Below are 13,522 nucleotides of genomic sequence, written 5' to 3' on the forward strand. Positions count from 1 at the left end.
CGTGCTCCTTCTCGGCGAGGTGCGCGCGTCAGTGGGTCATCGCCTCGCCGATCGAGACGGCCAGGCGCAGCGGGTCGTGGACCTGGGGATCCTGGGCACTGCTCACTCTACTGAACGCCACGCGCGCGCCCATCCGGGCCGCCTCGGCCTCCACCGCCGCCCGGTCGGTGACCGCGTCCACGTCGGCGATCACCACGTCCAGCCGGAGGTCCGGCGCATAGGAGCGCAGCACCTTGAGGTGGTCGGCGTGGGTGAGGCCGGTGGTCTCCTGGTCTCCCGTGCGCAGGTTCAGCACCATGAGGCGCCGGGCGGTGGTGGCGGCGAGGGCCGCGCGCACGTCCGGCATCAGCAGGTGCGGCAGCACCGACGTGTACAGCGAGCCGGGTCCGAGCACCACCCAGTCGGCCATCTCGATCGCCGAGAGCGCCTCCGGGGTGGCGGGGGCGTCGGACGGGCTCAGGCGGACGTCGGTGACGCGCCCCTCGAACGCGGCGACCGCGAGGGCCACCTGGCCCTCCACGCATCGGGTGCGCAGGCGGCCGTCCGGGCCGGCGCTGAGCACGTCCCCGCCGATGGTCAGCGGCACCCGCGAGACCGGCAGGACCTCACCGTGCGCCCGCAGCAGGGCGCCGGCCCAGCGCAGCCCGTCCACCGGGTCGCCCAGCAGCTCCCAGAGGGCGACGATCAGGAGGTTCCCGAGCGCGTGGTTGTCCAGGGTGGCCTGGTCGGCGGGCACCTCGGTGGAGTGGAAGCGGTGCTGCATGACGTGGGCCCAGGTCCGACCCCAGTCGGTGTCGTCGCACAGGGCGGCCAGCGCCATGCGGAGGTCGCCAGGCGGCAGCACCGCCATCTCCCGGCGGATGGTGCCGGAGGAGCCACCGTCGTCCGCCACCGTGACGATGGCCGTGAGGTGCCCGGCCACGTGCCGCAGGGCCGCGAGGGACGCGGAGAGGCCGTGGCCGCCGCCGAGGGCGGTGACGCGGGCCGTGGGGCGGGACATGCCGGCGCCCACCCCGCGCCCTTCCGAACCCATCCCGGGCGGCAGGGGCAGTTGGCCGGTGAGCGGGGACGTCATTCGCGCCCCATGTCCCGGTGCTGGACGTGCACCGTGACGTGGGGCACCTGGGCCAGGCGCCGGGCCAGCTCCTCGGCGACGGCCACGGAGCGGTGCTTGCCGCCCGTGCAGCCGATGGCGAGCGTGGCGTAGTGCTTGTTCTCCCGCCGGTAGCCCTCGAACACCGGCCCCAGCATGGCGACGTACGTGCGCAGGAAGTCCTCGACACCGGGGCGGGAGAGCACGTAGTCCGCGACCGCGGCCTCCGTGCCCGTGTGCGGACGCAGCGCCGGCACCCAGTGGGGGTTGGGGATGAAGCGCATGTCCGCCACGAAGTTCGCGTCCGCCGGGACGCCGTACTTGAACCCGAAGCTCATGATGGTCAGGCGCAGCGTGACGGGGCCGGACTCCGAGAACAGCTCGGTGATCTCCGTGGCCAGGCCGTGCACGTTCAGCTCGGTGGTGTCCACCACGACGTCGGCACGCGCCTTGAGCGGCTCGACGACGTCCCGCTCCGCGCGGATGCCGTCCAGCAGCCGGGCGTTGCCCTGCATCGGGTGGGGGCGGCGGCCGGCCTCGAAGCGTTGCAGGAGGACGTGGTCCTCCGCATCGAGGAACACGGTGCGATACTCCACTCCGCTGTTGGCCAGGTGCTGCAGGGCGGCGTACAGCTCCTCGAAGTAGGAGCGCGAGCGCACGTCCACCACGATCGCCAGGCGCGGGAACGCCTCCGGCGAGCGGGCGATGAGCTCGGCCAGCGTGCCGAACAGGGCCGGCGGCATGTTCTCCACCACGTCCCAGCCGTGGTCCTCGAGCGCGTGCGCGGCGGTGGTCCGTCCGGCGCCGGACATCCCGGCGATCACGAGCACCTCGGATGTCGGCGGCTTCTCCGGCTGGAGGGTCTCCTCGATCATGACTCCACTGTATCCGCGGGCGTGTCGGCCGTGAGCGCCGTGTGGACGGCCTCGGCCAGCCGCGGCCCGATGCCGGCGACCTCGGTCAGCCGGTCCACGCCGGCGGCCCGGATCTCGGCGACGGAGCCGAAGTGGTTCAGCAGCGCGGTGCGCTTGGCCGGGCCCAGGCCCGGGATCCCATCCAGGGCGGAGACGGTCATCGCCTTGGACCGCCGGCTGCGGTGGCCCGCGATCGCGAACCGGTGCGACTCGTCACGGATGCGCTGGAGCAGGTACAGGCCCTCCGAGGTGCGCGGCAGGACCACCGGGAACTCGTCGCCCGGCAGCCACACCTCCTCGAGCCGCTTGGCCAGCCCGACCACGGGCAGGTCGTCCAGGCCCAGCTCCTCGAGGACCGCCGCGGCCGCGGCCACCTGGGGCGGGCCGCCGTCGACCACCACGAGCGAGGGCGGGTACGCGAAGCGGCGCCCCGCCTCCTGATCGTCCCCCTCGACCTGACCGGAGAGCGGGGCGCCCTCCGCGCGCTCCTTGGCCAGGCGGGCGAAACGACGCCGCAGGACGTCGCGCAGGGACGCCGTGTCGTCCCGGGCGGCCTCCCCCGTGACGTTGAAGCGGCGGTAGTCCTTCTTCTTCGGCAGCCCGTCCTCCATGACGACCATCGAGCCGACCACGTTGGTGCCCTGGGAGTGGGAGATGTCGTAGCACTCGATGCGCAACAGGGGCTCGGTGACCTCCAGGGCCTCCTGCAGCTCCCGCAGGGCGGCGGAGCGGGTGGTGAGGTCCCCGGACCGCCGCGACTTGTGCAGCTTGAGGGCCATCTCCGCGTTCTCCCGGACGGTCTCCATGAGGTCCGCCTTCGAGCCCCGCCGGGGCACGCGCACGGCGACCCGGGACCCGCGCAGGCCCGAGAGCCACTCGGTGAGCTGCGCGGCGTCGTCGGGCTCGACCGGGACGAGGATCTCGTGCGGGATGCGCTCCGGCCCCTCGAGGTCGCCGTAGACCTGCTGGAGCAGGTGCGCGACCATCTCCGGCTCGGCGACGTCCTCCACGCGCTCCATGACCCAGCCGCGCTGGCCGCGGATGCGACCCTGCCGGACGTGGAACACCTGCACCGCGACCTCCAGCTCGTCCGCGTGCAGGGCGAAGATGTCCGCCTCCGTGTTCTCCGGCAGCACCACGGCGTTGCGCTCGAACACGCGGCGCAGCGCGGCGATGTCGTCCCGCAGCCGGGCCGCGTCCTCGTAGCGCAGCTCCTCGACGGCGCGGGCCATGGCCTTCTCCAGCTCGCGGATGAACCGGTTCGCATCCCCGGCCATGAAGTCGCAGAAGTCCTGGGCCAGCGCGCGATGGTCCGCCGGGCTGATCCGGCCCACGCAGGGCGCCGAGCACTTGCCGATGTAGCCGAGCAGGCACGGCCGGTCCTGGGCGCGGGCCCGCTTGAACACGCCGGCCGAGCACGTGCGGACCGGGAAGACGCGCAGCATCAGGTCCACGGTCTCCCGGATCGCCTTGGCCGGGTGGAACGGGCCGAAGTACTTCACGCCGGGCTTCCGGTCGCCGCGCATCACCTGGACGCGCGGGAACTGCTCGTTCATGGTCACGGCCAGGTAGGGGTACGACTTGTCGTCCCGGTACATGATGTTGAACCGGGGGCGATACTCCTTGATCCACGTGTACTCGAGCTGGAGCGCCTCCAGCTCGGAGCCGACGACGGTCCACTCGACCGCGGCCGCCGTGAACACCATGGCCCGGGTCTTGGTGGCCAGCCGGGCGGGGTCCTGGAAATAGGAGCTCAGGCGGGCGCGCAGGTTCTTCGCCTTGCCGACGTAGACGACGCGTCCGTCCGCGTCGCGGAAGCGGTAGACGCCGGGCGACGTGGAGATCTCGCCCGGAGCCGGGCGGTAGGAGGCCGGATCAGCCACGGGCACCCGGGGCGGCGTTGTAGGCGTCCACGCGCTCCTGCCCCGAGAGCGCGCCGATGGCGTCCATGATCGCCGCCGTCGCGTCGCGGCGCTGCGGCAGGGTGTGTCGACGCCCGGGGTGGCCGAAGTCCAGGGGCGCGCCCACGCGCACGGAGAACCGGTGGGGACGGAAGCCGTTCGTGTCCGGCGGCTGGAGGTGCTGCGTGCCGACGAGGCCCACGGGCACCACGGGTGCGCCGGTGGCTAGGGTCAGCCAGGCCGCACCGGTGCGGCCGCGGTAGAGGCGGCCGTCGCGGCTGCGGGTGCCCTCCGGGTAGATGCCGACGCCCTGGCCGGACTCGAGCAGGCCCACGAGGGACTCGAGCGCGGCCACGGAGGCGGCCTGCTCGCCCCGGCGGACGGGGACGGAGCCCACGGACTCGAAGAACCGCCGCCGGACGCGGCCCCGCAGGCCCGTGCCCGTGAAGTACTCCTCCTTGGCGAAGAAGTGGACCGGGCGGGGGGCGAGGGCCTGGAGGATCACCGAGTCGACGAAGGACAGGTGGTTGGAGGCCATGACGAAGGGGCCCCGCGCAGGGACGTGCTCCATGCCGACGACCTCGGGGCGGCAGGTGAGCCGCAGGAGCGCGGCGGCGCTCCTGCGCACGGGCTCCGACGTCGCCATGGCTCTCCTTCGTCCGCGTCCTGCGTGGGCGGGGTCCATGCTACGCGAGCAGTTCCGCGAGGAACCGGCCCGTGTGGCTCTCGGCGGCGCGCGCGACCTCCTCCGGCGTGCCCGTGGCCACGATCGTGCCGCCGCCGGAGCCGCCCTCGGGGCCGAGGTCGATCACGTGGTCGGCACTCTTGATCACGTCGAGGTTGTGCTCGATGGTGAGCACCGTGTTGCCCTTGTCCACGAGGGACTGGAGCACGTGCAGGAGCTTGCGGATGTCGTCGAAGTGCAGCCCCGTGGTCGGCTCGTCCAGCACGTAGATGGTGCGGCCGTTGGAGCGCTTCTGGAGCTCGGCCGCCAGCTTCACGCGCTGGGCCTCGCCGCCCGAGAGCGTGGTGGCGGGCTGGCCCAGGCGGACGTAGCCCAGACCGACGTCGACGAGCGTGTCCAGGTACCGCGAGATGCGGGTGTACGCGCTGAAGAAGTCCGCGGCCTCCTCGATCGGCATGTCGAGGACCTCGGCGATGTTCTTGCCCTTGTAGGTGACCTCGAGCGTCTCCCGGTTGTACCGGGCCCCGTGGCACACCTCGCACGGCACGTAGACGTCCGGCAGGAAGTTCATCTCGATCTTCAGCGTGCCGTCGCCCGCGCACGCCTCGCAGCGCCCGCCCTTGATGTTGAAGGAGAACCGGCCCTGCTGGTAGCCCCGGACCTTCGCCTCGGGGGTCTCCGCGAAGAGCTTGCGGATCGCGTCGAACACGCCCGTGTAGGTGGCGGGGTTGGAGCGTGGCGTGCGCCCGATGGGGCTCTGGTCCACGTGGACCACCTTGTCCAGGTGCTCGAGTCCCTCCACGGACCGGTGCCGGCCGGGCACGAGCTTGGCGCCGTTGAGCCGGTTGGCCAGGACCTTGTAGAGGATCTCGTTGATCAGCGTGGACTTGCCAGAGCCGGACACGCCCGTCACGGCCGTGAGGACCCCGAGCGGGACCTCCACCGAGACGTCCTTCAGGTTGTTCTCCTGGGCGCCGCGGACCGTCAGCACGCGCCCCTTCTCCGGGACGCGACGCCGCTCCGGCACCGCGATGGAGCGGCGGCCGGAGAGGTAGTCGCCGGTGACGGACCGCGTGTTCGCCTTGAGATCCGCCAGGGAGCCCGAGTGCACGACCTCGCCGCCGTGCTCGCCCGCGCGAGGGCCGATGTCCACGATCCAGTCCGCCTCGGCGATCGTGTCCTCGTCGTGCTCGACGACGATGAGGGTGTTGCCGAGGTCCCGCAAGCGCAGGAGGGTCTCGATGAGGCGGCGGTTGTCCCGCTGGTGCAGGCCGATGGACGGCTCGTCGAGGACGTAGAGGACGCCGACCAGCCCGGAGCCGATCTGTGTGGCCAGGCGGATGCGCTGGGCCTCGCCGCCGGAGAGGGTGCCGGCCGGCCGCTCGAGGTTGAGGTACTCGAGGCCGACGTCCAGCAGGAACGCCAGCCGGGCCAGGATCTCCTTGAGCACCTGGTCCGCGATCTGCCGCTCCCGGTCCGTCAGCCGCAGCCCCGAGAAGAACTCCATGGCCTCGCGCATGGGCAGGCGGGTGGCGTCCGCGATGGACAGGCCGCCCACGAGCACGTTCAGGACCGTGGGGTTGAGGCGGGCCCCGTGGCACGCCGGGCACGGGATCTCCCGCATGAACGACTCGTAGCGCTCGCGGGCGCCGTCCGACTCGGTCTCCCCGTGCTTGCGCATCACGTAGGGGATGACGCCCTCGAAGCCCGTGGTGTAGCGGCGCTCGCGGCCGAACCGGTTGCGGAACGTCACCTCCACCTTGAAGTCCTTGCCGTTCAGGACGGCGTCGCGCTCCGCCTCCGTCAGGTCCTTCCACGGGGTGTCCAGGGAGAAGCCCATCTCCTTGCCCAGCCCGCCGAGCACGCGCAGCCAGTAGTCCGAGGTGGACTTGCCCAGCGACCACGGCACGACGGCGCCCTCGCGCAGGGACAGCTCGTCGTTGGCGACGACGAGGTCCGGGTCCACCTGCAGGCGGGAGCCGATGCCGGTGCACTCGGGGCACGCGCCGAACGGGTTGTTGAAGGAGAACGAGCGCGGCTCGATCTCGTCCACGGTCTGCTCGTGCCCGTTGGGGCAGGAGAGCTTCTCGGAGAACGAGCGGTACCGGGGGTTGCCCTCGGCGTCCCGCCCGCCGAACTCCGCGGTGTTCTTCCTGCCCTTCTCGGCGACCGGCTCCACGTCCACGAACTCGGCGACGACGAGGCCGTCCGCCAGCTTCAGGGCGGTCTCCACCGAGTCGGTGAGGCGCTGGCGGATGCCCTCCTTCATGGCCAGGCGGTCCACGACGACGGCGATGGTGTGCTTGACCTGCTTCTTCAGCACGGGCGGGTCCGAGAGCTGGACGGTCTCCCCGTCCACGACGGCGCGGGCGAAGCCCTGCGTGGACAGGTCCTGGAACAGGTCCACGAACTCGCCCTTGCGGCCGCGGACCACGGGCGCGAGCACCTGGAAGCGGGTGCGCTCGGGCAGCTCCTCGAGCTGGTCCACGATCTGCTGCGGGGTCTGCCGGCTCACCGGCTCGCCGCACTGCGGGCAGTGCGGCACCCCGACGCGCGCCCAGAGCAGGCGCATGTAGTCGTAGATCTCGGTGATGGTCCCCACCGTGGAGCGCGGGTTGCGGTTGGTGGACTTCTGGTCGATGGACACGGCCGGGGACAGGCCCTCGATGAAGTCCACGTCCGGCTTGTCCACCCGGCCCAGGAACATGCGGGCGTAGGAGGAGAGCGACTCGACGTAGCGTCGCTGGCCCTCGGCGAAGATCGTGTCGAAGGCCAGGGAGGACTTGCCCGAGCCGGACAGGCCCGTGAACACGACCATGGCGTCCCGCGGGAAGCTGACGTCCACGTCCTTCAGGTTGTGCTCGCGGGCGCCCTGGACGACGATGCGGTCCCGCTCGCCCGAGCGCGCGCCGCCGGGGCCGGAGGCGAGGCCGCCGGGGTGGGCCTCGACGGCGGAGGAGACGGTGGTGGAGGAGTTCTTGGGCACGCGGCCAGCATAGGGGCGGGCACGGATACGACACCGGGGTCTCGCCTGTGGGCGAACCGACCGCGGGCCGGGCCCGCCCTGGCGCGTCGCCGCCCCGTCCGTACACTGTTGCGCATGCCCGAGACCGCCCGGAACCGCCTCCTGCACGATCTGCCCGCCGTCACGGTGCGCGCCTGCTCCGTGTCGGAGATGGACAACAACGTGTACCTGCTCACCTCCAAGACCACGGGGGCGCAGGTGCTGATCGACGCCGCCGCCGAGGCCGAGGCGATCCGCGACCTCATCGCCTCGGCCGCGGACGACACCCCGTGCGAGCCGCGCCTCGAGATGATCGTCACCACGCACCGGCATTGGGACCACGTGCGCGCGCTGCCGGCGCTGGCCTCCCTGACCGGGGCCCGCACGGCGGCCGGCGAGGACGACGCCGACGCAATCGCCGAGGCCACGGGGGTCGCCCCCGACGTGCGCCTGCGCCACGGGGACATCGTGGGGGTGGACGGGCTCCGGCTCGAGGTGCTGGCCCTGCGCGGCCACACGCCCGGGTCGATCGCGCTGGTGTGCCGCCCCGAGGCGGACGAGCCGGCCGTGCTCTTCACCGGCGACTCCCTCTTCCCGGGCGGGGTGGGCAACACCGAGGGCGACGACGGCCGGTTCCGTCAGCTGTTCACGGACGTCACCGAACGGATCTTCGACGCGTTCGACGACGACGTGGTGGTCCACCCCGGCCACGGCGCCTCGACGACCCTGGGCGCCGAACGCCCCCACCTGCCGGAGTGGGCCGAGCGCGGCTGGTGACGGCCCGCCCGGGCGGGCCCGGCGTCAGGCCGGCTTCTGCCCCACCATGAACAGGCGCCGGGCCGGGAAGATCGTGACCGGGCCGCCGTCGTCGGCCGTGACGCCGGGCACCGGCGGGTATGCCTCGCGCATGGCGGCGCGGTACCGGTCCACGAACGCCTCGAGCAGCCCGGCGCCCTCGGCGGAGCCCTCCTCGGCGTCCCAGCGGGCCAGGGCCTGCAGGCTCGGTCGCAGGGCCGCGCCGGAGGTCCACCGGAACACCGGGTCCTCGCCCGTCAGCACCTGCTGGTACTCCGTCTCCCAGACGACCGGGGACCACCCCGCCTCGAGGAACAGCCGCGTGTACTCCTCGGGCGGCGCCACGGTGCGGGTGGTGGCCACGCCGTGCAGCGGCTCGGAGAAGGCCGGGTCCTCGGCCAGCGCCACGATCGCCGCGTGGGAGGGCTGCTCGTAGGGCCGCGGGATCTGCGCCGCGAACCAGGCCCCCGGCGTGAGGTCCCCGAGCCAGCGCCGGATCAGGCGACGGTGCGTCGGGATCCACTGGAGCATCGCGTTGGACACCACGACGTCCGTCGCCCTCGACGGGCGCCACTGCGAGGCGTCGACTGCCTCGAAGCGCAGGTTGGCGGGGGTGCCCGTGCGGGCGGCCTGCTCCCGGGCCCGCTCGAGCATCGCGGGCGAGTCGTCCAGACCGATCACCTCGGCGTCCGGCCAGCGCTCGGCTAGCGTCCGGGTCAGGGTCCCCGGGCCGCAGCCCAGGTCCACCACGACGCGCGGCGCCTCGGCGCGGACGCGCCCCACCAGGTCGTGGAAGGGGCGGGCGCGATGCTCGGCGAAGCCCTCGTACTGCGCGGGATCCCAGGTGAACCCCCCGCCCTGTCGGCCGGTCACGTCCCCCACGACGGCGTCGGTGTCCGGATGCGGGCTCTCAGGCGCGATCTGACTCATGGCGGCACCGTATCGCGCGGAGCGGCCGATACCCTGGGGGCGATGACTTCTGCCGCCACGAACCCGCCCTCGCTGACCGACCGCATCGACGCGCTCCCGCCGACCCCGGACGCCGACGACGTCTTCGGGGCCTTCGCGGCCTGGACCGAGGACCGCGGCATCTCGCTCTACCCCGCCCAGGAGGAGGCCGTCCTCGAGCTCGTCCAGGGCAAGCACGTGATCCTGGCGACGCCCACCGGCTCCGGCAAGTCCCTGGTGGCGCTGGCCGCACACGCCGACGCGCTCGCCCACGACGCCGTCTCCTACTACACGGCGCCGATCAAGGCGCTCGTCTCGGAGAAGTTCTTCGCGCTGGTGGACGTGTTCGGGGCGGAGAATGTGGGCATGGTCACGGGTGACTCCACCGTCAACGGTGACGCGCCGATCATCTGCTGCACCGCCGAGATCCTGGCCAACCGCGCGCTGCGCGAGGGCTCGGGCATGGAGATCGGCACCGTGGTGATGGACGAGTTCCACTACTACGCGGACCCCTCCCGTGGCTGGGCCTGGCAGGTCCCCCTCCTCGAGCTGCCGCAGGCCCGGTTCCTGCTCATGTCGGCCACCCTCGGCGACACGACCCGCCTCGAGGCGGACCTCACCGAGCGCACCGGGCGCGAGGTCGCCGTCGTCGCCCATGCGGAGCGCCCCATCCCGCTGACGTTCGAGTGGTCCGAGGTGCCGCTGCAGGAGAAGGTCGAGGAGCTCGTGAGCACCCACCAGGCACCGGTGTACATCGTGCACTTCTCGCAGCTGGACGCCGTGGAGACGGCCCAGGGGCTGTCCTCGATCTCGGTGACGTCCAAGGAGGAGAAGGAGGCGATCGCCGCGCGGATCGCCGGCTTCCGCTTCTCCGCGGGCTTCGGGCACACCCTGAACCGCCTCGTCCGGGCGGGCATCGGCGTGCACCACGCGGGCATGCTGCCCAAATACCGCCGCCTCGTGGAGAAGCTGGCCCAGGACGGCCTCCTCAAGGTCATCTGCGGCACCGACACGCTCGGCGTCGGGATCAACGTGCCGATCCGCACCGTGCTGCTCACCGCGCTGTCCAAGTTCGACGGCGAGAAGACCCGCCTGCTGCAGGCCCGCGAGTTCCACCAGATCGCCGGCCGGGCGGGCCGGGCCGGCTTCGACACCTCCGGCACCGTGGTGGTCCAGGCCCCCGAGCACGTGATCGAGAACAAGGCGGCCGAGCGCAAGGCCGCCGCGAAGTTCGCGAACGTCAAGGACGAGGCCGAGCGGGCCAAGCGCATGAAGCAGTCCGTGAAGTCCGGCAAGCGCAAGACCCCGCCGGCCGGCTTCGTCTCGTGGGGGCCGGCGACGTTCGAGCGCCTCGTCTCCGCCGAGCCGGAGCCGCTGGTCTCCCGCATGCGGATCACGCACTCCATGCTGCTGAACATCCTCGACCGGCCCGGCGACCCGGTCATCGCGGTCCGGCGCCTGCTGCGCGGCACCCACGAGACCCCGGCCCGCCAGGCGGTGCTCATGCGCCGCGCGCTCGGGATCTTCCGGGAGCTGCTGGCCACGGGCGTCGTCGAGCGTCTGCCCGAGCCGGACGCCGAGGGCCGCACCGTGGACCTCACGGTGGACCTGCAGCCGGACTTCGCGCTCAACCAGCCGCTCTCCCCCTTCGCCCTCGCCGCGCTCGACCTGCTGGACCCGGCCGATCCCGACCACGCGCTCGACGTCGTCTCCGTGATCGAGGCGACCCTCGACCCGCCGCGCCAGGTGCTCTCCGCCCAGGTCAAGCACGCCAAGGGCGAGGCCGTGGCCGCCATGAAGGCCGAGGGCATGGACTACAACGACCGCATGCGGGCCCTCGACGAGATCACCCACCCGCGGCCGCTGGCCGAGCTCCTCGAGCAGCAGTTCGAGCTCTACCGGCAGGACGCCCCGTGGCTCGCGGAGTTCGAGCTGACCCCCAAGTCCGTGGTGCGCGACATGTTCGAGCGGGCCATGGGCTTCGGCGACTACGTGCGGTTCTACGGGATCGCCCGGTCCGAGGGCGTGCTGCTGCGCTACCTCACGGACGCGGTCAAGGCACTGCGCCACACCGTCCCCGAGGCGGCCCGCACCGAGGAGCTCCAGGTGCTGCTGGACTGGCTCGACGAGATGGTGAAGCAGACCGACTCGTCCCTCCTGGAGGAGTGGGAGGACCTGGTGGCCGGGGACATCGACGAGCTGCGCCGGGACATGGAGGCGCTCGAGCCGCCGGCCCCGCCTCGCCTGACGGACAACGAGCCCGTGTTCCGGGTGATGGTCCGCAACGCGATGTTCCAGCGGGTGCGCCTGTTCGGCGACGAGCGGGACGAGGCGCTCGCGCGCCTGTCCGGCGAGCTGTCCGCCGACGACTGGGCCGACGCCCTCGACGCCTACTTCGACGACCACGAGGACATCGACGACGGCCCCGCCGCGCGCGGCCCCGAGCTGTTCCGCGTGGCCGCGGCCCCCGACGTCGCCGCCCCGCTGGAGCTGGCCGGCCCGCGCTGGTGGGCGGTGCGGCAGGTCCTGAAGGACCCGGACGGGGACCTGGACCACGGGATCAACGCCGTGGTCGACCTGGACGCCTCCGACGAGGCGGGCCATCCCGTGATCCGGGTGGTCTCCGTGGGCGCGCCCGAGTCCGGGTGGGGCCTGTGAGCGCCGGGGACGCTCGGGCGGCAGGACGGCCCGTGGCGGGCGACCCGCGCGGCTTCGCTCCCCTCGAGCCGGCCCGCCACCGCGTGGGCGAGCGCACCGAGCTCTACGACGGCACCGTCACGGTGGACCACTGGTTCTCGGTGCCGATCGACCACGCGCTGGGCCTCGCCGAGGCCGAGGCGCAGGACGCGGCGGGCACCGGCGTCGGGCCGCACGGGCGCGGCACGCTGACCGTCTTCGCCCGCGAGATCCGGGCGAAGGACGACCCCGAGGGCGAGCGCCCCTGGGCCCTGTACCTCCAGGGTGGCCCCGGCAGTGCCGGGCCCCGCCCGGCGCGCCTGAGCGGCTGGCTCGGCGCGCTGGCCGAGAGCCACCGCGTGCTGCTGCTGGACCAGCGCGGCACGGGGCGTTCGACCCCGGCCACTGTGGCGACCCTGACCGCCCCGGGCGCCTTCGCCACGGACGAGGCGCGCGCCGAGCACCTGGTGCACCTGCGGGCGCCCTCGATCGTGCGGGACGCCGAGATGCTGCGCCTCGCCCTCGGCGCCGGGCCGTGGACCACACTGGGCCAGAGCTTCGGCGGGTTCTGCACGCTGAGCTATCTCTCCTTCCACCCGGAGGGCCTGCAGCGCAGCCTGGTGACCGGCGGCCTCGCCCCGCTCACCGGCCACGCCGACCGGGTCTACCGGGCCACCTACGCCCGGATGCGCGCCCGCACCGAGGAGTTCTTCGACCGGCACCCGGCCGACCGCGACGCGTGGTCGGAGGCCGTGGGGCTGATCCGCGCCGCCGAGGCCGCGGGCGCCCCGATCCCCCTGCCCGGCGGCGGGCCGCTCACCGTGGGACGGGCCCAGGGTCTGGGCATGCTGCTGGGCGGCAACACCCGCGTGGACCGCCTGCACTGGGTCCTCGCCGAGGCCGTGGACCGCACCGGACCCGCGCCGCGCCTGTCCGAGACGTTCCTGGCCGCCGTCGCCGACCAGGACGACCGCCTCGTCAACCCGCTCTACACCGTGCTGCACGAGGCGATCTACGCGCAGCCGGCGGACCTGGCCGGCGGCCGGGCGGACACCGGCTGGTCGGCGTCCCGGATGCTCGCCGAGCACCCGGACTTCGACCCGGAGGCGACCACGGTCCCGCTGCCCACGGGCGAACACGTCATGCCCTGGTCCGTCGAGGTCGACCCCCGGCTGCGGCCCCTGGCCGGCACGGCGCGGCTGCTCGCCGAGCGCACGCAGTGGGGCCCGCTCTACGACGTGGCTGCCCTGGCGCAGAACACCGTCCCCGTGGCCGCCGCGGTCTACGCCGACGACGTGTACGTGGACCGGGACCTCTCGCTCGAGACGGCGCGGCGCGTCCGCGGCCTGCAGGTGTGGGAGACCGACGCCTTCCACCACGACGGCATCGCCGACGACGGGCCGGCGATCCTCGACCGGCTCCTGGCGATGACCGCGGCGGACGGCGCCGGGACGACGACGGCCCCCGACCCGGTCGACTGACCGGCCCGGGGGCCCGGGCGCCGGC

9 protein-coding genes are annotated in these 13,522 nt (G+C 73.1%); 3 read left to right on the plus strand and 6 right to left on the minus strand.

What is annotated here, in order from left to right:
- Positions 1 to 28: 28 nt before the first annotated feature.
- Genes POD19_RS09655 through uvrA form a run of 5 tightly spaced genes read right to left on the minus strand, consistent with a single transcriptional unit; the run spans position 29 to position 7,579 of the window.
- Positions 29 to 1,075 carry a gluconeogenesis factor YvcK family protein gene (locus tag POD19_RS09655; RefSeq protein WP_069941294.1) on the minus strand — a complete coding sequence of 349 codons (1,047 nt, stop codon included), beginning with the start codon at positions 1,073 to 1,075 and terminating at the stop codon, positions 29 to 31.
- On the minus strand, positions 1,072 to 1,968 hold the full coding sequence (gene rapZ, locus POD19_RS09660) for an RNase adapter RapZ (RefSeq protein WP_192593273.1): 897 nt from the start codon (positions 1,966 to 1,968) through the stop codon (positions 1,072 to 1,074). The genes POD19_RS09655 and rapZ overlap by 4 nt, the downstream gene beginning before the upstream one ends.
- Positions 1,965 to 3,890 (minus strand): excinuclease ABC subunit UvrC, encoded by a 1,926-nt coding sequence (uvrC, locus tag POD19_RS09665; protein ID WP_186303262.1) that lies wholly within the window; start codon positions 3,888 to 3,890, stop codon positions 1,965 to 1,967. The genes rapZ and uvrC overlap by 4 nt, the downstream gene beginning before the upstream one ends.
- Positions 3,883 to 4,554 carry a lysophospholipid acyltransferase family protein gene (locus POD19_RS09670; RefSeq protein ID WP_144820063.1) on the minus strand — a complete coding sequence of 224 codons (672 nt, stop codon included), beginning with the start codon at positions 4,552 to 4,554 and terminating at the stop codon, positions 3,883 to 3,885. Before POD19_RS09670 ends, uvrC begins: the two co-directional genes overlap by 8 nt.
- 40 nt (positions 4,555 to 4,594) lie before the next feature.
- The gene (uvrA, locus tag POD19_RS09675; RefSeq protein WP_144820062.1) at positions 4,595 to 7,579 is read right to left on the minus strand and encodes an excinuclease ABC subunit UvrA; all 2,985 of its coding nucleotides are present in this window, start codon (positions 7,577 to 7,579) and stop codon (positions 4,595 to 4,597) included.
- A gap of 114 nt (positions 7,580 to 7,693) precedes the next feature.
- Between uvrA and POD19_RS09680 the strand changes: the two genes are divergently transcribed.
- Positions 7,694 to 8,374, plus strand: coding sequence for an MBL fold metallo-hydrolase (locus POD19_RS09680; RefSeq protein WP_036338584.1), 681 nt, complete (start codon positions 7,694 to 7,696; stop codon positions 8,372 to 8,374).
- Positions 8,375 to 8,398: 24 nt separating this feature from the next.
- Here the strand turns inward: POD19_RS09680 and POD19_RS09685 are convergent, their stop codons facing one another.
- Positions 8,399 to 9,322: a methyltransferase domain-containing protein gene (locus tag POD19_RS09685; protein WP_036338587.1), complete on the minus strand. Its 924-nt coding sequence runs from the start codon at positions 9,320 to 9,322 to the stop codon at positions 8,399 to 8,401.
- Positions 9,323 to 9,364: 42 nt separating this feature from the next.
- Between POD19_RS09685 and POD19_RS09690 the strand changes: the two genes are divergently transcribed.
- Both POD19_RS09690 and POD19_RS09695 read left to right on the plus strand, forming a co-directional pair.
- A complete protein-coding gene (locus POD19_RS09690; RefSeq protein ID WP_144820061.1) occupies positions 9,365 to 11,998 on the plus strand; it encodes a DEAD/DEAH box helicase in 2,634 nt (877 codons plus the stop codon).
- A 32-nt stretch (positions 11,999 to 12,030) separates the two neighbouring features.
- Positions 12,031 to 13,497, plus strand: coding sequence for an alpha/beta fold hydrolase (locus POD19_RS09695; protein WP_036315316.1), 1,467 nt, complete (start codon positions 12,031 to 12,033; stop codon positions 13,495 to 13,497).
- Positions 13,498 to 13,522: the final 25 nt, after the last annotated feature.

The organism is Micrococcus sp. GPGPB33, assembly GCF_037853785.1.
Classification (GTDB): domain Bacteria; phylum Actinomycetota; class Actinomycetes; order Actinomycetales; family Micrococcaceae; genus Micrococcus; species Micrococcus luteus.